The organism is Streptomyces sp. NPDC002845, assembly GCF_053591955.1.
Genome location: NZ_JBSFUU010000030.1, coordinates 74,044 through 94,979 on the forward strand (window position 1 = coordinate 74,044; position 20,936 = coordinate 94,979).

Genomic DNA, 20,936 nt, shown 5'->3' on the forward strand with positions numbered 1-20,936 from the left:
TCTCCCAGCCCGGGCCTCACCGGCCCAATCCGGACAGCGGAGGCCGACTGCAACCAGCGGGGGCGGACGACTGGCAAGCAAGGGCGGAAGCCGCGTCTGCTCCTGAAGGGGGAGGCACCCCCGAGGCAACCCGGAGATGTCCCTGAGGTCCGCTCGGACCATGGCATTCCGGGCGCGGGAAGGTGCAGGATGGGAGAAGGGACGAACCGACCCTGCCCGACCGAGCATGCCTGGAGGACCGGATGATTGCCGAGACCGTCTGTTCCGCCGTCGCCGCGGCAGGCCTGGGCATCGCCGCGGTCACGGCCTACCGCAAGCGCTTCCTCAGGGCGGCCCGTATCGCCGCCTACTCGCTCGTGCCCCTCGGTCTGGTGATGACCGGGGTCGTCGAGTGGGTGGCCGACACCGCCTTCAGCCCCACCGCGTGGGCGGGCTTTGTCGTGCTCGGTGGCGCCTGGCTGCTCTTCATGACCACGCGTGCCGTGGAGCGGCGGGGCGGTGGCACCCGCAAGGAGCGCAAGGCGGCCAAGGGCGCGCACGGCGACGCGATAGCCCCTGCGGCTTCGGCGCCCTCGCTGGGCCAGGGCAGCCGCCCGGCGGCTCGCCCCGCTGCGGCCCCCCGGGCCGCCGACTCCTCGGACGACTTCAGCGACATCGAGGCCATCCTGAAGAAGCACGGCATATGACGGCTCCGCCGGCTTCGCCTCCGCCGGACTGAAACGACACAGAAGATCCACACAGAAGATCCACCGAGGGCGCGGAAACGTACAGGATCGTTCTCGCACTCACGGATATCTGCGAACTCCCGGTCATTACGGGCGTGTTGATCGCGGAGGGGGTGTTACCTGCGTCATCATCGCCCGCGAGATGCTGGACACAACACAGAGCGACACCGCCGCGCCTCCCGAGGAGGAGCGGCGAGGTTGTCTCTTCGCGCTCTCCCAGCCACCGCTGATGATCTTCCTGGCGGTGATCGGCTGTCTGCTGCTCATGGCGTCACTGCACGATCTGCTGATGCTCTGAGCCGTAAACGGAGCCCCAGGCGCCACCCGCCCAGGGCTCCGTCAGCCCCAGCGTGCGGCTCCGCCGAGGAGCTGGGGAGGGCCGGAGGTCCGGTGTGAGGGGGCGTCCAGCGTCGCGCCACAGCGCGCCACCGGGAGCCACGCGGCCCACGCACGCCCTGGCGCTCCTTGCCGATCTGACGGCCATAGACCGGCCCGTGGCGCCCCTGCGCCGCTGCGCTGCGCGTGAGCGGAGGTCCGTCGGCCTGGGAGGCGCATCGCTGTCGCGGCAAGGTACTGCGCGCCACGCGCGCGAGCCTGACGTCAGCCTGCGGCCTCCTTGCGGCGGGCTCGGTAGGCGGCCACGTGGAGGCGGTTGCCGCAGGTGCGGCTGTCGCAGTAGCGGCGGGAGCGGTTGCGGGAGAGGTCGACGAAGGCGCGGCGGCAGTCGGGGGCCTCGCAGCGGCGCAGCCGCTCCTGTTCTCCGGCGACCACGAAGAAGGCGAGCGCCATACCGCAGTCGGCCGCGAGATGGTCGGCGACGGAGGCGCCCGGCGCGAAGTAGTGCACGTGCCAGTCGTAACCGTCGTGGTCGGTGAGCCGGGGTGTGGTGCCCGCGGCGGCGACCAGATCGTTGATGATCACGGCGGCCGAGTGCGCGTCGGAGGCCGCGAAGACCTCCGCGAACCGACCGCGGACCTTGCGCACAGCCGCGAGGTCGAGCTCCGACAGTACCCCGACGTCGCTGACCTCGTGCGTTCGTACGAAATCGCCGAGGGCCGCGACATCGGCGAGTCCTTCCGCCGTCGCGTCACCGTCCGGCGCGGTGTTCACCAGATCCACCACGGTGTCGAGGGCGCACCGGGTGTCGTGGGTGATCAGCACGTTTCGCTCCCTGGCCTGGAGGTCGGGCGTGCGCCCGCCGATGCTGGCCGATGGTAATCGCTCGACGGCGCAAGGGACCGGTGCGGCCGACGCTGGGGACTCTCGTTGTGGCCGGACGACGTCTCCGGCACGGCACACATCGGCGCCGCCCCGCGGAAATCCGCGGCGACGGCGCCGATGCGTGCCATATGCGGTTGTCTTGGCCCGAGCCGTCTCCCCGAGTGGACGGCGCCGGGCGGCTCTGTGCCGCCGCGCCCTAGCTTTCCGCCAGGATGTGCGACAGCTCCTGATCGAGGTCGAAGTGCCGGTGCTCCGTGCCGGGAGGTACGGCGGCGTCCGTCCGCTTCAGGAACGATTCCAGGGCCCGCGCCGGGGCCTCGAGCAGTGCCTCGCCCTCCGGGGAGCTCAGGGCGATGCATACGACGCCCTGACCGTGGCTGCGCGACGGCCAGACGCGGACGTCGCCGGTGCCGGTCGGCCGGTGGAGGCCTTCGGCGAGGAGGTCGCGGGCGAACACCCACTCGACGGTCTCCTCGGCTCCGGTGTGGAAGGTGGCGTGCACGGCGTAGGGATCGGCCGTGTCATACCGCAGTCCCGCGGGAACAGGCAGTGAGGACTCGCTCGACACAACGAGGCGCAGGTGCAGCTCGCAGCTGACCGTGGTGTTCATAAGCGCCAGGGCCTTTCGCTCAGTGTGCGCTCGGGGATTCGCACGTCGGCGAAATCGACATGCCACCTACGGTGCCGTTGTAAACCCCTCTGAGTGTTTTGCGTCGCTTTTGGTAGCTCATCCGGCCGAGGGAGCGTTCGTCGGATACGACCATTCCGGTGACCGGTTTCTCTCCGGTAGGGTTTGGCCGTATGAATACGGGGAGTGACGCGACGGGGGAGGTCGCCGCGGCGACCGACGGAATCAAGGGCGACGCCGACGGTACGAAGGTCGAGAGGGTGCTTGGATCTCGTGCGCCGGAATTCATCAAGGCGCGGCGGATGCTGCATCTGAGCTGGCAGGTGGGCGTCTTCGTCCTGGGGCTCGCGGTCGTGGTAGCCGGTGTGATCATGCTGCCACTGCCCGGTCCAGGCTGGGTGGTGATCTTCGGCGGCATGGCGATCTGGGCGACGGAGTTCGTCTGGGCCCAGCTCGTGCTCCGCTGGACCAAACGCAAGGTGACCGAGGCCGCACAGCGTGCCCTCGACCCCAGGGTTCGGCGCCGCAACATCATCCTGACGACAGCCGGCCTCGTCATAGCGGCGGTCATCGTCGGCATCTACTTCTGGAAGTTCGGCTTCGAGATGCCCTGGAACGTAAAGGACCAGTGATCGCACATCGGGCGGTCCGGTGACCCGTACCTGGTCCGAGGTGCCCCCTGACATGGGGTAATGTTCTTCCTGTGTCCGGGCGATTAGCTCAGCGGGAGAGCGCTTCGTTCACACCGAAGAGGTCACTGGTTCGAACCCAGTATCGCCCACTTGATCATTATCCGGCCCGTCCACCGTTCCCGTGGGCGGGCCGAATGCGTCACGGGCGTATGGCCCGGGAGAGCGGAAGTCGGCGCCTCTGTGGCAGGACAAGCGCCGGGGTGCGGCGCGGTCGGCGGTCGTCTCTGTGAATCCCTCGGGGAGGCGGCAAGGCCGTACGCGGCGCTGGTGCGGGCCGACCGGAATCGGCCATTTCTGAAACTGCCTTTCGGCGAAGACGCGTTGGCGCCCGCCGCCTCGAACCTGGTGGTGACCGCAGGGGTATGCCCGACCCGCCGAGACCAGGCCAACCGCCGTGCCCCGCCGACATGGCGGCCGTGCCTGAGCAGGGCCCGGATGGGTACCGTCAGCCCCATGGGGGCCGTGCGGCAACGAGCCCCGCGTGCACCGTGCCGCGCCCGCGCCCGCCCCGGCGTCGGGGTGGTCCACAACAGTCGGCCATCGCCCGTACTGAAGCCGTGCACTGCCCGTGGTCGTGTCCCGCCTCGTGGTGCAAGCGACCTTGCTCGACGCGTTCCGGCAAGCCACTCGCAGCATGACATTGACGATGTGCTGTAGCGGTGCGGAGTTCGTGACTCCGCAGGTCAATCGAGCAGGGCCCAGCCACCTGCGCGCCGGATCGCGGCGCTGACACCCGCGAGCAGCACGGCCGACCGGGGGCGAGCCGACCGGCGTCCTCCGCCACGGGCTCCGAGCGGACCTGCGCGGTCCGCATGGCTGCACCACCCGACGGGACGCCATCCGCGTGTCGGCCACCCCGTGAGAGGTGGCTCCCGCGTCGCGTGCGACTGTGCCGGCCGTCGGCGCCATTGACGGCCCCGACCCTTCGCCGATGCGCCGATGACCTGTGCATTCCGAGCGCTTTGATCGACTGAACCACCTGGCGGGACGCCATCCTGCCCGTCGCCTGCCGCCCTCCCCCGAAGCCGTAGTACCGCACAACACCCGCCGCCGTGGAGGGTGGCGTCCCGCCGCGCGGTCGGCACGAGCCGACTGCCCCGGGCGCAGGCCCCCCACAGACCTGAACCCCAAGCCGACGCAGGACATTTGGCGCGTACGGAGGTCATCCAGACGTCAACCCACCGATGGGCGCACCTGCCGACAGCCCGTCACCCGGCGCGGCAACTCCCCACCCGCACGCGGCGATCCGCTCACATCCTGCCCCCGACTCCCAACTCCTTCTCAGCTCCCACCCTCGTTCGACGCCTCGACCACGGCCCCCCGACCTGCGCATTCTCACCCCAACTCCCGCCTCCCCGCACGCTCTTGAGCCATCGGCCGGGCCTCCGCTTTCCATCAATTCCTGTCCGAATCATTGACGTGCTCGTGGGGCCTCCGTACCTTGTGGCAGCAAGCGCTTACTTGAAACGATTCATGATCGAACGCAATGTCGCGGGGAGGCCCAACCATGCACAGAGTCGGGAACGTTGAGAGGCGCACGGTTCTCAAGGTGGCCGGAGCCTCGGTGGCCACGGTGGGGCTGGGGGCCACGACCGCGTGCGGCGGGGACAGTGGTGCTTCCGGGGACGGAACGGTCACGCTCCGCTTCAGCTGGTGGGGTGCGGACGAGCGGGCGAAGAGAATCAACGACTCCATCGCGCTCTTCGAGGAGAAGTACCCGAAGATCAAGATCAAGACGGACTTCCAGGATTACGTCTCGTTCTGGGAGAAGTTCCAGACGCAGGCGGCGGGTGGAAATCCGCCGGACGTTTTCCAGAACGCTCTCGCGTTTCTCCGGAAGTACGACAACCGAGGAATTCTGTTCGACCTCAAGTCCCAGGTGGACGAGGGCCATTTGAACATGGACGGATTCCGCGCGGATCTCGCCAAGGTCGGCGAGGTGGACGGAAAGCTGCTCGGCGTTCCCGTCGGTTCCAACACCATGTCACTCGTCATTGACGAGAAGGTCTTCGACAAGGCCGGGATCACTCCGGAGCAGGGCTGGACCTGGGACGACTACTTCGCCGCCCTGGAGAAGATCCGCGACTCCCAGAATGTCGCGGGCGACACGGGCTACTTCAGCATCATGTACCTCTACGACCTCTACCTGCGGCAGAACGGCAAGGCGTTCTTCACTGCGGACGGACTCGGTTTCGACGACGCCGATCTGACGGAGTGGTGGCAGGACGGGTACAACCGCGTCAAGGCGGGGATCGTCACCGACCCGAAGATCGTCGAGCAGGACAAGCCCAAGTCCTCGCTCGCCGCCGCCCACGGTGCGTCGGAGTTCACGTGGGACAACTTCACCGTCCGCTACTCGGCGGAGGGCGACAGCACCTACGGTCTCGCGCCGATCCCGACCACCGACGGCAAGGAGACGGGCCAGTACCTCGCCTCGCTGATGCTGAGCGTCTCCGCGCGCACCTCGCACCCGAAGGAAGCCGCGCAGTTCATCGACTTCATGGTCCATGACCCCGAGGTCGGCGAGATCATGGGCTACGACCGCGGCATCCTCGCCAGCACCGCCCAGTTCGAGGCGTACGAGCCGACCGACGCCCCCAACAAGGCGATCCAGAAGTACGAGGAGGACGTGGCCGCGGCCGGAGTCCTCGGGGAGGTCACCCCGCACCCGGCCGGCGCCGACACCGTGGAGGCCGCCTTCCTCCGTATCGCCGGTGACCTGGCGCAGGGCAAGACGAAGGTGTCCGACGCGGTCAAGCAGTTCTTCTCCGAGGCGGAAGCCGCCCTCGCCGCCTGATGGGAACCGCAGTGACGACGCTCGTCAAGGAATCTCCGCCGGACGCGCAGGAGAAGCGCCCCGCGGCCCCCGCTGCCCAGAGGCGGCGGGGGCGCCGGGAGAACCTCGCCGGCTATCTCTTCATGTCCCCGTGGATCGCCGGCTTCCTGCTGCTGACCGCGGGCCCCATGGCCGCCTCTCTCTACTTCGCCTTCACCGACTACAACCTCTTCAATTCGCCGCAGTGGATCGGCCTCGACAACTTCACCAAGATGTTCGAGGACCCCCGGTGGCAGAAGTCGGTCGAGGTGACGGCCAAGTACGTCGTCATCGGCACGCCACTGAAACTGCTGCTCGCGCTCGGAGTCGCACTGCTGCTCGCGCAGAGCCGCCGCGGGCAGGCCTTCTACCGGGCCGCGTTCTACGCCCCCTCGCTCATCGGCGCGAGTGTGTCCGTGGCGTTCGTCTGGCGGGCGCTGTTCTCCGACGACGCCATCGTGGACCGTACGCAGTCGTTCTTCGGCTGGGAGGTCGGCGGCTGGGTCGGCAACCCCGACTGGATCCTCTACTGCCTGGTCGCGCTCACCGTCTGGCAGTTCGGCGCGCCCATGGTCATCTTCCTGGCCGGGCTCAAGCAGGTGCCGAGGGAGCTGTACGAGGCCGCCGAGGTCGACGGCGCCGGGCCCTTCCGGCGGTTCTGGAGCATCACGCTGCCGATGATCTCCCCGGTGCTGTTCTTCAACGTGCTGCTGGAGACCATCCACTCCTTCCAGATCTTCGGTTCGGCGTACGTCGTCTCCAACACGTACTGCGGTCCGGCCGACTCCACGCTCGTCTACACCTGTTACCTGTACCAGAAGGGCTTCAAGGAGGCCCAGATGGGCTTCGCCTCCGCCATGGCCTGGATGCTCCTGCTCGCCGTGGCCCTCGTCACGGCCGTCCTCTTCTGGTCCCAGAAGAAGTGGGTGCACTACGAGGAGGCCGCCCGATGAGCGCCACCACGACCCCGACACCCACCCCCAAAAAGTCGCTCGGCCTCGGCCGCAAGCACACCGGGTCGCTCGCCTGGCACGTGGGTTCGCTGCTGATCCTGTCGGTCGTCCTCTACCCGGTCGTCTGGGTGATCGGCGCCTCGTTCAAGCCCAGCAAGGAGATCATCAACAGCCTGGAGCTGTTCCCGGCCGACCCGATCCTGGACAACTTCAAGGGCCTGGCCGACGGCATCGCCGACATCTCGATCACCGTGTTCTTCCAGAACTCCCTGTTCTACGCGCTCGGTTCGGTCGCCGGCATCCTGATCTCCTGCTCGCTGACCGCGTACGCCTTCGCGCGCATCCGGTTCGCCGGGCGGAACCTGTTGTTCACGCTGATGATCGGCACCCTGCTGCTGCCGTACCACGTGCTGCTGATCCCGCAGTACGTGATGTTCCAGAAGATGGAGCTGATCAACACCTATGTACCGCTGCTGATCGGCAAGTATCTCGCCACCGAGGCGTTCTTCGTCTTCCTGATGGTGCAGTTCATGCGGAACCTGCCGAAGGAACTGGACGAGGCGGCGCGGCTCGACGGGTGCGGGCACCTGAGGATCTACTGGTCGATCGTGCTGCCACTGTGCCGGCCGGCCCTCATCACCAGCGCGATCTTCACCTTCATCAACGCCTGGAACGACTTCATGGGCCCGTTGATCTACCTCAACGAGCCCGGCAAGTACACCGTCTCGCTCGGCATGATGATGTTCCGCGACCAGGAGACCGTGTCCAACTACGGCGGCCTGATCGCCATGTCGCTGGCCGCGCTGCTGCCGGTGCTGCTGTTCTTCCTCGCCTTCCAGCGCTATCTGATCGACGGCATGGCGACGTCCGGGCTGAAGGGCTGAGGTGATCCGGTCATGACTCAGGCGCGTGTGAAGGCCGGTGCGGAGCGTCGTGCGAATTCCCGTGCGGATTCTCGCACGAACTCCCGTACGGAACGGCGCGAATCGGCCCTCGCCGAGCGGTTCGCCGTGTTCGCCGAGTGTCTGCTCACCGGGGTGTGGATCGCGGTGGCCTCGCTGCCAGTGGTCACCTACCCGGCCGCGTTCGCCGCCGGAGCGCGGCACTTGCGTCGCCGTACGACCCATCAGGGCGGCGGCTGGCGGGAGTTCGTGGCCGACTTCCGGGCGGCGGTGCGCGGCGGGTGGCTCGTCGGGCTCGCCGGGTGGGCCGCGGCGGCGGCGGTGTGGGTCGACGTCCAGGCCGTACGGGCCGGGATCCCCGGTGGCCCGCTCGTGGGCGCCATCGGGATCTTCGCGCTGATCGGCGCCACCGTGGCCGGGCTGCGCGCGGCGGCGGCCTGGGAGCCCGGAGCCGCCTGGCGGGCCCTGCTCGGTGCGGCCGGGCGGCGGACCGTGCTCGACCCCGCCGGATCCTTCCTGCTCGTCGGCGGGCTGGCCGTGGTGGCCCTGTCCGCCTGGTTCATCGCGCCGCTGGCGGTCCCGGTCCTCGGGGCCGTCGCGGCGGCGGCCGTCGCCGTGGAGGAGCGGTACCGGCACCGCTGACCGGCGGTGCGCTTCAGCAGGCGGGCGCCGTCGGACGCGCGTGCCCCCTGAACAGGTCGGCGCCCTGGGCGTCGTAACCCTCTCTGTCATGCCCCTGACTTCCCCGCACGGAAAGGAAAGGCCATGTCCCCCATCGACCGCAGGTCCCTCATCAAGGCGGCCGCCGTCGCCGGAGCCGCTTCCCAGTTCAGCTGGGTGCTGGGCAGTTCGAGCGCCCACGCCGCCCCGAGAGCCGCGGCCGCGGAGGCCGACCCGGTGACCCTGGACTGGCTGGAGGACGGCGGGCTCGGCGCCGCCCCCGGGTCCACCGTGGGCGTGCCGTGGCCCAAGGGCGCGTACGAGAAGGACCAGACGTTCGCCGTGACGGACGCGAACGGCAAGGACGTCCCGGTCCAGTCCTGGCCCATCGCCTACTGGCCCGACGGCTCCCTGAAGTGGACCGCCCACGCGGTCGGCGCGGGCGCCGGCGCCGGAAAGCTCACGCTCGCCGCGGGAGCTCCGGCGGCGCCCGCGAAGAAGGTCACCGTCGACAGGCGCGGCGGCACCATCGACGTGAACACCGGCGTCATCACCGCGAAGATCGGCAAGAGCGGCTCGACGCTGGTGAAGTCGGTGCTGCGCGGCTCGACCGAGGTCGCCAAGGACGGCCGTCTGGTGCTCCTGCGCCAGCCCGAGATCGAGGACGGGGACCAGACCGCGACCAAGGTCGAGCGGTTCGAGAGCGTCATCGACGAGGTCGAGGTCGAACAGGACGGCCCGGTCCGCGCCGTCGTCCGCATCGACGGCAAGCACCGCAAGGGCAGGCGGAGCTGGCTGCCGTTCTCGATCCGGCTCTACTTCTACGCGGGCGCCGAGTCGTTCCGCATGATGCACACCGTCACCTTCGACGGCGCCCAGGAACCCGGCAAGGCCAGCGGCGACTTCATCCGCGGCCTCGGGGTGCGCTTCAAGGTGCCGATGCGCGACGAGGCGTACGACCGCCACATCCGCATCGGCGGCGAAGGCACCGGCCTGCTCCGCGAGGCCGTCAAGGGCATCACCGGGCTGCGGCGCGACCCGGGAGCGGTCGTGCGGCAGGCCCAGTTCGAGGGCGAGAAGCTGCCGGACCCCTCCACGTGGGACCAGCGGGTGACGACCCGCCTGCAGTACATCCCCGAGTGGGGCGACTACACCCTCTCCCAGCTCTCCTCCGACGGCTTCTCGGTCCGCAAGCGCACCAAGAAGGGCCACGGCTGGATCGGCGCGGGCGGCGGCCGGCGGGCGAGCGGCTTCGGATACGTCGGTGGCACGAGCGGCGGATTCGCCTTCGGCCTCAGGGACTTCTGGGAGAAGTTCCCCGCCCAGCTCGACATCCGCGACGCCCAGACCGACGAGGCCGAGGTCACCATGTGGCTCTGGTCGCCCGAGGCACAGCCCATGGACCTGCGCTTCTACCACGACGGCATGGGCCAGGACACCTACCCCGAACAGCTCGAAGGCCTCAACATCACCTACGAGGACTACGAGCCCGGCTTCGGCACCCCCTACGGCATCGCCCGCACCAGCGAACTCCTCTTCTGGGCCCACGAGTCCACCCCGAGCGCCGAGGCCATGGCCCAGCAGGTCGAGGCCGTCCGCACCCCGCCGCAGCTCGCGGCCCCGCCCCAGCAGCTCATCAACGCGGGCGTCTTCGGCGGTCTCTTCTCCGAGCCGGACCGCTCCACCGACGCCAAGGCCAAGATCGAGGACCACCTCGACTTCCTCTTCACCTACTACAAGGACCAGGTGGAGATGCGCCGTTGGTACGGCTTCTGGGACTACGGCGACATCATGCACAGCTACGACACCGACCGTCACCAGTGGCGTTACGACGTCGGCGGCTACGCCTGGGACAACTCCGAGCTCTCGCCCGACCTGTGGCTGTGGTTCGCGTACATGCGCTCGGGCCGCGCCGACATCTTCCGCTTCGCCGAGGCCATGACCCGGCACACCGGCGAGGTCGACGTCTACCACATCGGCCAGTGGGCGGGCCTCGGCACCCGCCACGGCGTCCAGCACTACGCCGACAGCGCCAAGCAGCAGCGCATCGCCAACACCACCTACCGCCGCTACTACTACTTCCTCACCGCGGACGAACGCGTCGGCGACCTCATGCACGCCAACGTCGACTCCGACGAGACCTTCCTCGTCCTCGACCCCATCCGCAAGATCCGCACCGAGCCCTACGAGCCCGACCGCAACGCCCTCTCCATCGGCTTCGGCACCGACTGGAGCGGACTGGTCTCCGCCTGGCTGACCGAGTGGGAACGGCGCGGCCCCAAGTGGGAGAAGGCCAAGGCGCGGGTCCTGTCCACCATGGAGACCATCGCCGCCCAGCCCAACGGCTTCGTCCAGGGCAACGCCCTGTACGACCTCGACACCGGCAAGTTCGCCGTCGCGGCGGAGCCCCGGGTCGGCGTCTCGCACCTGTCGGCCATGTTCGGCCTCGTCGAGCTCTGCGCCGAACTCATCGACCAGATCGACATGCCCGCGTTCAAGGAGGCCTGGCTCGACTACTGCCGCTACTACAACGCCAGCCGAGCAGAACAGTCCGCCCGCTACGGCTCCCACTTCGGCACCCTGCTCCTCTTCCAGGGCCACTCCCGCCAGGACGCCTACGCCGCCGTCCAGACCGGCGACGACACGCTGGCCGCCCGCGCGTGGCAGCAGTTCTACAACAGCCGGGACACCTGGGACTACAAGGAGTCGACCGACTGGTCCACCAAGAAGATCGAGGGCCCGACCGCCCTGGTGCCGGGCAGCGAGGCGGCGTGGGTGTCGACCAACGCGACGGCGCTGTACGGCTTGGCGGCGATCCAGAACCTGGCCCTGGTGGGCGACAAGATGCCGTAAGCGCACCCCGTCTGTGACATAGCGGCTCCGCCGTGTGGGGGCGACCGGCCCACCACGGACCCGCAGTCTCCGCCCCGCCCCCCTAGCGGAGGCGTCCGAACACCTCCCGCACTCGCCGTGCGTCGCGCAGCCGCTGCTCGTACGTGGCACCCGCCGCGAGCAGCGCCAGACCGGCGAGTGCGGGAGGTACCCAACGCGGCAGCGCGCCCACGACCTGGGCGATGTACGGCGCGAGTTCGTGCAGCGCGACCAGCGCGAGCACCGCACCGCCGAGGACAAGGGGCGCCTGGAGCCGGTACCGCGCGCCGGTCAGCGTGACGGCGAGCGCCGCCGCGCCGAGCAGCAGCGGGCGCAGCCAGTGCGGGTCGCCCCAGGCCGCGAGGAGACTCGGCACGAGGGTGGCGGCAAGCCCGGGGCCGTACGCCGTCCAGGACGAGGCCTGCGGGTCGTGCCGTCGCCGCAGGACACCGACCACCAGCGCCGGCACGGTCACCGGCAGGGTGTACGCCTCCGGGGAGCCGACGCCCCAGGCCCCGAGGCGCACCCAGGTGGCCAGCACGAAGAGGACCGCGGCCGCGTATCCGACGTACCGCCGGTCCGGTCGTACGGCGGTGCCCGCGGCGACGACACCGCAGAGGGCCAGGGTCAGGGCCAGCAACGGCGGCTCGGTGACGGTGAGGCCGATGGCGAGCAGCCCCGCGACGGCTCCCGTCACCTCGACGGGAACGGTCGCGGGGGAGTCCTTCAGGCGTGCCGCCAGCAGGGCCGCGGCGGCCGGGACGACGAGGACGAGCAGAGCGGTGTGCTCGGGCCGCCAGCCGGCGGAGGCGCCGATCGCGCAGGTCAGGGCGGTGGCGTAGGTGAGGGACGCGGGCGCGGCGACCGGGCCGAGCCCCGTGCGCCACGCTGCCGCCGCGAACAGGACCACCAGGGCGGCGAGTACGCCGAGTGTCGCTCCCTCGGAGGCCAGCGAGACCACGGCGAGGCTCAGCGACGTCACGAGAGCCAGGACGCAGGCGGTGAGGGGGAGCGGCGCGGAGACGGACGGAGCCATACGTGCCGAGCACACCGCGACCACAACCGTGGCCCCCTGCACCACCATCCCCGCCCCGTACGGCAGTTCGAGCACCGCCGGAACGACGAGGGCCGTCGCCCACGCCAGCGTGAACGCGCCGACCAGCGCGGGAACCCGCCACGCCGTGCCCCGACTCACCACGGCCACCACCCCGGCGACGACGGCGAGCACCAGCGGCACGGTCGCCGAGTCCGGCGGCCACGGCGCATCCACCGTCACCGCGTCCCGCGCGTCCGCGGGCACACCGGACCAGACCCGCCCCACCCAGCCGACCGGCCCCAGCAGCGTGACGGCGACGACGGGCACGGCACAGAGCACCGCGAGCCCCTGGACAACGGCGGAGGCATGGGCGAGACCGTGCCGTACCGACTCCGGCAGCCGCGTCCGTACGACGGCCAGCAGCGCGACCCCGCACACCAGATAGCCCGGCACCGTCCACACCCCGGGCAGCGCGGCCCGCAGGATTCCGCCGGGCCCGGCGACCACGAGCAGACCGCCGGTCAGGGCCGCGCCGAGGGCGAGGCCCGGCTTCGGGGCGTGCCACGCGGCGGCCAGGGCGACGGCCGCGGCGAGGGCGAGGAGCGCCGCCGCACGGGCGGCGGCGCTCGGGCCGGACGCACTCCAGGAGAGCGATCCGGCCGCCAGAACACCCCAGGCCCCCATCCCGCAGGCGCCGACGACGGCGACGATCCGTACCGGCGTGAGGGACACCCGGAGTGCCACAGCGGTGTCGGCCGCCGCGGTCACCAGCAGCGCGGCCGTGAGCGTGTGCGGACCCGCGCCCGCCGCGACCGCCCAGAGAAGGAGCGGGAGTTGGGCGGCGGCCAGCGCGAGGGGGAGGGGCAGGCGGAGCGGGACACGGCCCGTGTCCGGGCGTACCAGCGCGCCGACCCCCAGGCCGTACGCCGCCCACACCCCCGCCAGCACCGCCGACGCGCCCGCCGCGTACCCGGTGCCGTCCGCCCCGGCGAACGCGACCTCGTGCAGCGCGTACGCGTCCAGCACCGTCAGCGCCAGCCCGAGCCCCGCCACCGACTCGGCGGTCGACCACAGCCCCCGGCGGAGCAGCAGGACAGGCGCACCGAGGGCGGCCAGAGTCACCGCGCCGAGCACCAGCGCCCGCCCCGTGATCCCCATGTGCCCCCAGCTGACCAGGGTGAACGCGATCGCCGCCACGGTCAGCAGGATGCCGCCGAGGAGGAGCAGCACGTTCTGGACGCCGGGCGCCGTCGCCTCGGGCCGGCGTGCGGGCGGGACGGGGGCGGCGGGTGCCGTGGACCAGAGCATGCCGACCAACCAGGTGCGACGGGCCAGCAACACGGCACGCCGGGTGTCCAGTTGGCGCAGCTCGGCGTCGAGGAGCGCCAACTCCTCGGCCGGTGGCGGAATGTGCGTCATGTCTCGGAGTGTGGCCCCGGTCACGTCGTACGGCATGAGTGCGCGTACTCAGGAGGTACTCAGATCCCGCACAGGCGGTCCCCGCGCGGGCACACTCTGCCCATGGACTGGAGCCACTACCGTTTCCGCAGCCTGTGGGCGCTGCCCGCGCCGCCCGCCGCCGTGTACGACGTGCTCGAACGGGCCGAGGAGTATCCCCGCTGGTGGCCCCAGGTGCGGGAGGTCACCCGGATCGACGACACGAGCGGGATCACGCGCATCCGCTCGGTCCTGCCGTACGACCTCGTCTTCACCGGGCGGGAGGTGCGCCGCGATCCAGCGGCCGGGGTGCTGGAGATCGCGATGACCGGGGACGTCGTCGGCTGGGCGCGCTGGACGCTCACCGCCGACGATTCCGGCACCCTTGCCCGCTACGACCAGGAGGTCGACGTGGCCAAGCCCCTGCTGCGCCGGCTCGCCGTGCCGGGGCGGCTCGTCTTCCGCGCCAACCACGCCCTGATGATGTGGGCGGGACGGCGCGGGCTCGTCGCGTACCTGACGGCGTCCGGGCAAGCGGTTTGAACCGGACCCGCGGGGACCTGTATTGTTCAGTCCGTTCCCGGGCGATTAGCTCAGTGGGAGAGCGCTTCGTTCACACCGAAGAGGTCACTGGTTCGAACCCAGTATCGCCCACCGGGAAAGGCCGGTCCGCCACAGCGGACCGGCTTTTTGTGCAGCTGATGCGTATCTGATGTGCACCTGATTGCGCGCCTGTGGTGCTGCTCCGCCGGTGCTTCTACGCCGCCGCCGGCAGATCCGGCCGCAGCGGCCACGCCGGGTCCACCGCCTCCTCCGAGCCGCTGCGCGCGAACCACGCCTGGAGGCCACGGGCCTGCGCCGCGTGCCACACCGCCTGCAGGGTGTGCAGCTCGGCGGGGGAGAGGCGTTCGAGGCGGGTCGCGAAACGGCGCCCCACCGCCCGTACGACGTCCAGCGCGGCCTGCGCGTCCGCGGCCGCGTCGTGCGCGCCGTCCAGGGCGACACCGTAGTGCTCGCACAGGTCGGTGAGGGTGCGGCGGCCCTTGCGGTAGCGGTCCAGGTGCTTGTCGAGGACGCGCGGGTCGAGGACGTGCAGCGGGGTCGTCTCGAACCAGTGGTCCAGCGTGGAGGCGCGATGGCGGCGCAGCTCCCGGTCCAGCAGCGTCAGATCGAACGGCGCGTTCATCACGACCAACGGCCGCCCGCGCACGGCCTGTTCGGCCAGCGCCTTGGCTATCTCCTCCATCACGGGGGAGGGCCAGCGGCCGCTGAGCCGCAGATGCTCCTCCGTCAGCCCGTGCACCGCCGTCGCCCCGGCGGGCACCGGCACCCCCGGGTTCACCAGCCACCGGGTCACCCGCGGACAGGTGCCCGGTGCGTCCTGGACGACGACGGCGGCCGACACGATCCGGTCGGTCTCGACGTCCACGCCCGTGGTCTCCGTGTCGAACGCCGCCAAAGGGCCCTCGTACCAGTACGTCATACGTACACAACTCCTCGTTCACCCACGGCAGCTGACGCCCCGTCTTCTGCCTGTTTGGTGATACCCGGGCTGTTTGCGCCGTACGCCGGAAGGAGACAACAGAAGTACGGGTCTGTGCAGTTCAGGGGCTCGGCGCGACAATTCACCTGGCTGGGAAGGCTGTTGGTCATGGCCATAGCGCAGCCCGAACGGGGCGGGCTGCTGCCCGAGCGCACGGCACCCCATCGCGGCACACTCGCCACCACCGCCTGCATGGAGACACTGCAGGTGGGCTACCTGCACGCCGTGGCGGCCGCGGCCGGCTGCTCCCTGTCCCAGCCCTTTCCCGACAACGGCATCGACTGGCACGTCAGCCACAGCGCCCCCGGGCACACGGTCGACGACGAGGTCACCATCAAGGTGCAGCTCAAGGCCACGTACCAGGTCCCGCCGAACCCTCCGGGACGGTTCTTCTCCTTCACGCTCGACAACGAGCACCTGGCGAAGCTCGCCCGCACCCCCGTCTCGGTGCACAAGATCCTCGTCGTGATGATCGTCCCGCGGTCACCGGACCAATGGCTGCGGGCCGGCCACGACCGCCTCGACCTGCGGCACTGCTGCTACTGGAGCAACCTGGCCGGACACCCGATCACGGGCCGGCGCAGGACCACCGTGCGGATACCGACCACGCGCATCTTCGACGACCGAGCGCTCTGCGAGATCATGACGCGGGTCGGAACGGGAGGCAGACCGTGACGCACCGCCCCATCGACGAACCACTGCGCCCCGTCCGGCCCCACCCCGCCGAGGGCCCCTGGGCGCACCGGCCGCCCGAGCCCGGACAGGTCGACCCCGCCGTACTCAGCGCCCTCCTGCACCGCCACGGCTGGCAGCGGCGCGGCGGAGCCGCCGGACGCTACGGCCGCTGGACCCCGCCCGGTCCCGGCGGCAGCGGGACGAGCCTCCTGGTGCCCGAGAACCGCGCCTTCCCCGACAGCGACGACCTCCTCGGGGAGGCCCTCGTCGCGCTCTCCCGCAGCGGCTCGCCCTCCGCACGCGACGTCCTGGTCGGCCTCACCGTGCCCAGCGACGAAGTCCGCTGGTGGCGGGACGTTCCCACCGGACCCGTCGACACCGCGCCCTGGGCGGTCGAGGACCGGCTCCGCTCGGCCGCCCGCCAGATGCTCCTCGCCGCCGCACTCGCCACACGCGCGCGTGCGGGCTATTACGGCTCCCGCCACCGCCGCCCCGCCGCCGCGTCCCTGGAGACCGTCCTCGTCGGCGCCGCCCCCGGCGGCCGCCGGCTCACCGCCTTCGTCCCCGTCTCCACCGGCCGCCCCCTCGCCGTACGCCTGCACCAGGCCCTGTACGCCGCCCGCGAGGCCATCGACTACCAGCGCGCCACCGGCGGCATGGACGCCTTCGACGCGGCCGTCGAGGCCGGCGTCAGCCACGAGCTCACCGAGGCCCTGGTCGCCCTCGTCCGCGGCACCGAGGGCGCCCGCGTCGCCATCGAGTGGGCCCCGGCCGCCGACGCCCCCGAGGGTTGCGCCACCCCCGCCGAGCCCGTCGAGTTCTCCCCGGGCGACCTGCCCGTGCTGCGCGAGGCAGGGGCCCGCTATCTGCGGGAGGAGCCGTCGGTGTCCGTGCGCATCACGGGCGCCGTGGTACGGATGCGCAGGTCGGGGCCGCGCGGCGAGGGCACCGTACGACTCCGGGTCCTCGCCGGGGCCGAGGTCCCGCACGTCCGCATGACCCTGGACGAGGAGTCGTACCGCATCGCGGGCCACGCCCACCTGGTCGGCCTGCCGGTCCGGGTCCACGGCCGCCTGGAGAGCCGGGGAGGCTTCCGCCGCCTCACGGACGCCACCGGGGTCGTCCCTGTGCAGGTGGATGAGGCTGAGCGCGACCGCCTCATGAAGTCACTCCAAGAGACCGCAGAGATAACAGCCTTCTTCGAGGAGGCCTGCAGCGGGGACTGACGGTAACTGTTTCGCGAGCAGGACGCCGGGCTCGGTACGATTCCTGTCTGCGTACGCGGACGCGTACGCACTCGCCCTTCAGTCAGGAGAAACCGGTGTCCGACGTCCGTTTGATCATCCAACGCGATTCCGAGCGGGAAGAACGCGTGGTGACGACGGGCACTACGGCCGCCGACCTCTTCACCGGCCTGCGCACCATCGTCGCCGCCCGCGTGAACGGCGAGCTCAAGGACCTCGCGTACCAGCCGCAGGACGGCGAGACCGTCGAGGGCGTCGAGATCTCCTCCGAGGACGGCCTGGGCATCCTGCGCCACTCCACCGCGCACGTGATGGCGCAGGCGGTGCAGGAGCTGTTCCCGGAGGCCAAGCTCGGCATCGGACCGCCGGTCAAGGACGGGTTCTACTACGACTTCGACGTCGAGAAGCCGTTCACCCCCGAGGATCTCAAGGCCATCGAGAAGAAGATGCAGGAGATCCAGAAGCGCGGCCAGCGTTTCGCGCGCCGTGTGGTCACCGACGACGCGGCCCGCGAGGAGCTGGCGTCGGAGCCGTACAAGCTGGAGCTGATCGGCCTCAAGGGCTCGGCCTCCTCGGACGACGGCGCGGACGTCGAGGTGGGCGGCGGCGAGCTGACCATCTACGACAACCTGGACGCCAAGACCGGCGACCTGTGCTGGAAGGACCTCTGCCGTGGTCCTCACCTGCCCACCACCCGGAACATCCCGGCGTTCAAGCTCATGCGCAACGCGGCCGCCTACTGGCGCGGCAGCGAGAAGAACCCGATGCTCCAGCGCATCTACGGCACCGCCTGGCCGTCCAAGGACGAGCTGAAGGCCCACCTGGACTTCCTCGCCGAGGCCGAGAAGCGCGACCACCGCAAGCTGGGCAACGAACTGGACCTGTTCTCCGTCCCGGACGAGATCGGCTCCGGCCTCGCCGTCTTCCACCCCAAGGGCGGCGTCATCCGCCGGGTCATGGAGGACTACTCGCGGCGCCGCCACGAGGAAGAGGGCTACGAGTTCGTCTACACCCCGCATGCCACCAAGGGGAAGCTCTTCGAGGTCTCGGGCCACCTGGACTGGTACGCCGACGGTATGTACCCGCCCATGCAGCTCGACGAGGGCGTGGACTACTACCTCAAGCCCATGAACTGCCCGATGCACAACCTGATCTTCGACGCGCGCGGCCGCTCGTACCGTGAACTGCCGCTGCGACTCTTCGAGTTCGGGACCGTGTACCGGTACGAGAAGTCGGGCGTCGTGCACGGCCTGACCCGTGCCCGCGGCTTCACCCAGGACGACGCGCACATCTACTGCACCAAGGAGCAGATGGCGGACGAGCTGGAAAAGACGCTCACCTTCGTCCTGAACCTGCTCCGCGACTACGGCCTGACCGACTTCTACCTGGAGCTGTCCACCAAGGACCCGGAGAAGTTCGTCGGCTCCGACGAGGCCTGGGAGGAGGCCACCGAGACCCTCCGCCAGGTCGCCGAGCGGCAGGGCCTCCCGCTCGTCCCCGACCCGGGCGGCGCCGCCTTCTACGGTCCGAAGATCTCCGTCCAGGCCAAGGACGCCATCGGCCGTACCTGGCAGATGTCGACGGTCCAGCTCGACTTCAACCTGCCCGAGCGCTTCAACCTGGAGTACACGGGCCCGGACGGCTCGAAGCAGCGCCCGGTCATGATCCACCGAGCCCTCTTCGGCTCCATCGAGCGCTTCTTCGCCGTGCTCCTGGAGCACTACGCGGGCGCGTTCCCGGCGTGGCTGGCGCCCGTCCAGGCGGTCGGCATCCCGATCGGCGACGCGCACGTCGAGTACCTGGAGAAGTTCGCCACCGAAGCCAAGCGCAAGGGGCTGCGGGTCGAGGTCGACTCCTCCTCCGACCGCATGCAGAAGAAGATCCGCAACGCCCAGAAGGCCAAGGTGCCCTTCATGGTCATCGCGGGCGACGAGGACATGGCCAACGGTGCCGTCTCCTTCCGTTACCGCGACGGCTCGCAGGAGAACGGCATCCCGGTCGACGAGGCGATCGCCAAGATCGCGAAGGTCGTGGAGGACCGCGTACAGGTTTGAGCCGTCGCCCGACCGGAGGCCCTCGGGAGTTCAGTCCCCCGAGGGCCTCCGCCCGTCCTCCCGCGCGAACGCCTGCACCAGCCACGACGAGAACGCCCCCGCCACCGTCCCCAGCAACCCCAGCCCGCACAGCATCAGCCCCACCGCGATGACCCGCCCCAGCGGCGTCACGGGCGCGACATCCCCGTACCCCACCGTCGCGAGCGTGGCGCAGGTCCACCACACCGAGTCCCCGAAGGTACGGATCGTCGCACCCGGCGCCGCGTGCTCCTGCTGATAGACGGCCAGGGCCCCCGCGAACCCCAACAAGAACACGGACAGCCCCGAATACACGGCCACGCGCGCGTGCAGGGCGAGACGGGGCCGGTAGTGGCGCCGCCGTTGCACGGACTCATAGTTCCGCACGACCCGAAGGGGCCGGAGCAGCGGCAGCAGAAGCACCAGAGTGTCCAGCCAGTGCGCCCACACGAACCGCAGCCGCAGTCCGCTGGAGCGCCAGCGCGTCACGTACTCGACGACGAAGACGGCCCAGGCCGCCAGCGTCACCACCAGGCATACACGCCGCCACACCTCAGGCAGACCGTCGGCCAGCACCCGTACCGCATAAGACGTGAGAAAGAGCACGGACGTCACGGCAAGGATCCGCCCGGTCAGCCGCTCCCGGCGGAGCGCGCGAGAGTCGTCGTCCATCGGCTCAGCTTGGCCCCGGACGCCTCCGGAAGAACCCCGGCGACACGCCGCGAACGGGCGAAGCCATATGCTGCACTGCATGACGAGTGAGCCGGAGCAGCAGATCGGAGTCGGAACACGGGATGCGTTCCAGCGCCTGTGGACCCCCCACCGGATGGCCTACATCCAGGGCGAGAACAAGCCGAGCGGCCCGGGGGCCGACGACGGCTGCCCGTTCTGCTCGATCCCGGCCAAGTCCGACGAGGACGGCCTGATCATCAAGCGTGGCGAGCAGGTGTACGCGGTGCTCAATCTGTACCCGTACAACGGCGGCCACCTCATGGTCGTGCCCTACCGCCACGTCGCCGACTACACGGACCTCACCGACCCTGAGACCACCGAGCTGGCCACCCTCACCAAGCAGGCCATGACCGCCCTCCGCACCGCCTCCGGCGCCCACGGCTTCAACATCGGCATGAACCAGGGCAGCGTCGCCGGCGCCGGCATCGCCTCCCACCTCCACCAGCACGTCGTGCCCCGCTGGGGCGGCGACACCAACTTCATGCCCGTCGTCGGCCACACCAGGGTCCTCCCCCAGCTCCTGGCCGACACCCGCAAAATGCTCGCAGAGGCCTGGCCGACAACCTGAGCTGAAGCGGCCCTCCAGGTGCTGGGGCGGAGGCCGGGTCCGCTCACCGGCGCATGCCGGGTGCCGCCGCGCCCACCCGTGCCGCCCCAGCGGCACGACTGCCCGCAGCTACGACGGCGCGGTACCGTCGGCGGCCAGGCGGCGGGTGTGCCTGCGGCCGCG

General features: G+C 70.4%; 18 protein-coding genes and 2 tRNA genes. 15 read left to right on the plus strand and 5 right to left on the minus strand.

Features of this window, described 5'->3' with window-relative positions:
- The first annotated feature begins 242 nt into the window (after positions 1–242).
- A complete protein-coding gene (locus tag ACWD3C_RS22795) occupies positions 243–686 on the plus strand; it encodes a hypothetical protein (protein WP_451146648.1) in 444 nt (147 codons plus the stop codon).
- A gap of 181 nt (positions 687–867) precedes the next feature.
- Positions 868–1,023 carry a hypothetical protein gene (locus tag ACWD3C_RS22800; protein WP_451146650.1) on the plus strand — a complete coding sequence of 52 codons (156 nt, stop codon included), beginning with the start codon at positions 868–870 and terminating at the stop codon, positions 1,021–1,023.
- A gap of 302 nt (positions 1,024–1,325) precedes the next feature.
- Here the strand turns inward: ACWD3C_RS22800 and ACWD3C_RS22805 are convergent, their stop codons facing one another.
- A complete protein-coding gene (locus tag ACWD3C_RS22805) occupies positions 1,326–1,886 on the minus strand; it encodes a CGNR zinc finger domain-containing protein (RefSeq protein WP_451146652.1) in 561 nt (186 codons plus the stop codon).
- A 256-nt stretch (positions 1,887–2,142) separates the two neighbouring features.
- Positions 2,143–2,556, minus strand: a complete 414-nt coding sequence (locus tag ACWD3C_RS22810; protein ID WP_004002642.1) for an SsgA family sporulation/cell division regulator — start codon at positions 2,554–2,556, stop codon at positions 2,143–2,145.
- Positions 2,557–2,747: 191 nt separating this feature from the next.
- Between ACWD3C_RS22810 and ACWD3C_RS22815 the strand changes: the two genes are divergently transcribed.
- The 7 genes from ACWD3C_RS22815 (at position 2,748) to ACWD3C_RS22845 (ending at position 11,449) form a co-directional block, all read left to right on the plus strand.
- On the plus strand, positions 2,748–3,206 hold the full coding sequence (locus ACWD3C_RS22815; protein ID WP_451146654.1) for a TIGR02611 family protein: 459 nt from the start codon (positions 2,748–2,750) through the stop codon (positions 3,204–3,206).
- Positions 3,207–3,283: 77 nt separating this feature from the next.
- Positions 3,284–3,355, plus strand: a tRNA-Val gene (locus tag ACWD3C_RS22820).
- A gap of 1,418 nt (positions 3,356–4,773) precedes the next feature.
- Positions 4,774–6,063: an ABC transporter substrate-binding protein gene (locus tag ACWD3C_RS22825; RefSeq protein WP_451146656.1), complete on the plus strand. Its 1,290-nt coding sequence runs from the start codon at positions 4,774–4,776 to the stop codon at positions 6,061–6,063.
- On the plus strand, positions 6,063–7,034 hold the full coding sequence (locus ACWD3C_RS22830) for a carbohydrate ABC transporter permease (RefSeq protein ID WP_451146658.1): 972 nt from the start codon (positions 6,063–6,065) through the stop codon (positions 7,032–7,034). The genes ACWD3C_RS22825 and ACWD3C_RS22830 overlap by 1 nt, the downstream gene beginning before the upstream one ends.
- Positions 7,031–7,918, plus strand: coding sequence for a carbohydrate ABC transporter permease (locus tag ACWD3C_RS22835; protein WP_451146660.1), 888 nt, complete (start codon positions 7,031–7,033; stop codon positions 7,916–7,918). The genes ACWD3C_RS22830 and ACWD3C_RS22835 overlap by 4 nt, the downstream gene beginning before the upstream one ends.
- 12 nt (positions 7,919–7,930) lie before the next feature.
- Positions 7,931–8,578 (plus strand): hypothetical protein, encoded by a 648-nt coding sequence (locus ACWD3C_RS22840; RefSeq protein WP_451146662.1) that lies wholly within the window; start codon positions 7,931–7,933, stop codon positions 8,576–8,578.
- Between the two features lie 123 nt (positions 8,579–8,701).
- Positions 8,702–11,449: an exo-rhamnogalacturonan lyase family protein gene (locus ACWD3C_RS22845; RefSeq protein ID WP_451146664.1), complete on the plus strand. Its 2,748-nt coding sequence runs from the start codon at positions 8,702–8,704 to the stop codon at positions 11,447–11,449.
- An 82-nt stretch (positions 11,450–11,531) separates the two neighbouring features.
- Here the strand turns inward: ACWD3C_RS22845 and ACWD3C_RS22850 are convergent, their stop codons facing one another.
- Entirely contained in the window at positions 11,532–13,922 is a 2,391-nt protein-coding gene (locus tag ACWD3C_RS22850; RefSeq protein WP_451146666.1) for an SCO7613 C-terminal domain-containing membrane protein, read from the minus strand.
- 102 nt (positions 13,923–14,024) lie between these two features.
- Between ACWD3C_RS22850 and ACWD3C_RS22855 the strand changes: the two genes are divergently transcribed.
- Positions 14,025–14,483 carry an SRPBCC family protein gene (locus ACWD3C_RS22855; RefSeq protein ID WP_451146668.1) on the plus strand — a complete coding sequence of 153 codons (459 nt, stop codon included), beginning with the start codon at positions 14,025–14,027 and terminating at the stop codon, positions 14,481–14,483.
- A 39-nt stretch (positions 14,484–14,522) separates the two neighbouring features.
- A tRNA-Val gene (locus tag ACWD3C_RS22860) sits at positions 14,523–14,594 on the plus strand.
- 103 nt (positions 14,595–14,697) lie between these two features.
- Here ACWD3C_RS22860 and ACWD3C_RS22865 read toward each other — a convergent pair.
- A complete protein-coding gene (locus ACWD3C_RS22865) occupies positions 14,698–15,423 on the minus strand; it encodes an exonuclease domain-containing protein (RefSeq protein ID WP_451146670.1) in 726 nt (241 codons plus the stop codon).
- A gap of 168 nt (positions 15,424–15,591) precedes the next feature.
- Between ACWD3C_RS22865 and ACWD3C_RS22870 the strand changes: the two genes are divergently transcribed.
- The 3 genes from ACWD3C_RS22870 (at position 15,592) to thrS (ending at position 19,456) form a co-directional block, all read left to right on the plus strand.
- Positions 15,592–16,158: a DUF4365 domain-containing protein gene (locus ACWD3C_RS22870; protein ID WP_451146672.1), complete on the plus strand. Its 567-nt coding sequence runs from the start codon at positions 15,592–15,594 to the stop codon at positions 16,156–16,158.
- Positions 16,155–17,384, plus strand: coding sequence for a hypothetical protein (locus tag ACWD3C_RS22875; RefSeq protein WP_451146674.1), 1,230 nt, complete (start codon positions 16,155–16,157; stop codon positions 17,382–17,384). The genes ACWD3C_RS22870 and ACWD3C_RS22875 overlap by 4 nt, the downstream gene beginning before the upstream one ends.
- Before the next feature lie 95 nt (positions 17,385–17,479).
- Positions 17,480–19,456 (plus strand): threonine--tRNA ligase, encoded by a 1,977-nt coding sequence (gene thrS / locus ACWD3C_RS22880; RefSeq protein ID WP_451146676.1) that lies wholly within the window; start codon positions 17,480–17,482, stop codon positions 19,454–19,456.
- Between the two features lie 30 nt (positions 19,457–19,486).
- On the opposite strand, the gene ACWD3C_RS22885 is transcribed toward thrS, so the two are convergent.
- On the minus strand, positions 19,487–20,146 hold the full coding sequence (locus tag ACWD3C_RS22885; protein WP_451146678.1) for a potassium channel family protein: 660 nt from the start codon (positions 20,144–20,146) through the stop codon (positions 19,487–19,489).
- A 67-nt stretch (positions 20,147–20,213) separates the two neighbouring features.
- On the opposite strand from ACWD3C_RS22885, the gene ACWD3C_RS22890 reads away from it, so the two are divergent.
- Positions 20,214–20,774 (plus strand): HIT family protein, encoded by a 561-nt coding sequence (locus tag ACWD3C_RS22890; protein WP_451146680.1) that lies wholly within the window; start codon positions 20,214–20,216, stop codon positions 20,772–20,774.
- Positions 20,775–20,936 lie beyond the last annotated feature (162 nt).

Bases quoted from the DNA above. Each gene is read 5' to 3' on its own strand.
- ACWD3C_RS22825 (WP_451146656.1), top strand. From the start codon at position 4,774: ATGCACAGAGTCGGGAACGTTGAGAGGCGCACGGTTCTCAAGGTGGCC.
- ACWD3C_RS22810 (WP_004002642.1), bottom strand. From the start codon at position 2,556: ATGAACACCACGGTCAGCTGCGAGCTGCACCTGCGCCTCGTTGTGTCG.
- ACWD3C_RS22830 (WP_451146658.1), top strand. From the start codon at position 6,063: ATGGGAACCGCAGTGACGACGCTCGTCAAGGAATCTCCGCCGGACGCG.
- ACWD3C_RS22845 (WP_451146664.1), top strand. From the start codon at position 8,702: ATGTCCCCCATCGACCGCAGGTCCCTCATCAAGGCGGCCGCCGTCGCC.
- ACWD3C_RS22865 (WP_451146670.1), bottom strand. From the start codon at position 15,423: ATGACGTACTGGTACGAGGGCCCTTTGGCGGCGTTCGACACGGAGACC.
- ACWD3C_RS22870 (WP_451146672.1), top strand. From the start codon at position 15,592: ATGGCCATAGCGCAGCCCGAACGGGGCGGGCTGCTGCCCGAGCGCACG.
- ACWD3C_RS22835 (WP_451146660.1), top strand. From the start codon at position 7,031: ATGAGCGCCACCACGACCCCGACACCCACCCCCAAAAAGTCGCTCGGC.
- ACWD3C_RS22840 (WP_451146662.1), top strand. From the start codon at position 7,931: ATGACTCAGGCGCGTGTGAAGGCCGGTGCGGAGCGTCGTGCGAATTCC.
- ACWD3C_RS22890 (WP_451146680.1), top strand. From the start codon at position 20,214: ATGCTGCACTGCATGACGAGTGAGCCGGAGCAGCAGATCGGAGTCGGA.
- ACWD3C_RS22795 (WP_451146648.1), top strand. From the start codon at position 243: ATGATTGCCGAGACCGTCTGTTCCGCCGTCGCCGCGGCAGGCCTGGGC.
- ACWD3C_RS22850 (WP_451146666.1), bottom strand. From the start codon at position 13,922: ATGACGCACATTCCGCCACCGGCCGAGGAGTTGGCGCTCCTCGACGCC.
- ACWD3C_RS22885 (WP_451146678.1), bottom strand. From the start codon at position 20,146: ATGGACGACGACTCTCGCGCGCTCCGCCGGGAGCGGCTGACCGGGCGG.
- ACWD3C_RS22800 (WP_451146650.1), top strand. From the start codon at position 868: ATGCTGGACACAACACAGAGCGACACCGCCGCGCCTCCCGAGGAGGAG.
- ACWD3C_RS22855 (WP_451146668.1), top strand. From the start codon at position 14,025: ATGGACTGGAGCCACTACCGTTTCCGCAGCCTGTGGGCGCTGCCCGCG.
- ACWD3C_RS22815 (WP_451146654.1), top strand. From the start codon at position 2,748: ATGAATACGGGGAGTGACGCGACGGGGGAGGTCGCCGCGGCGACCGAC.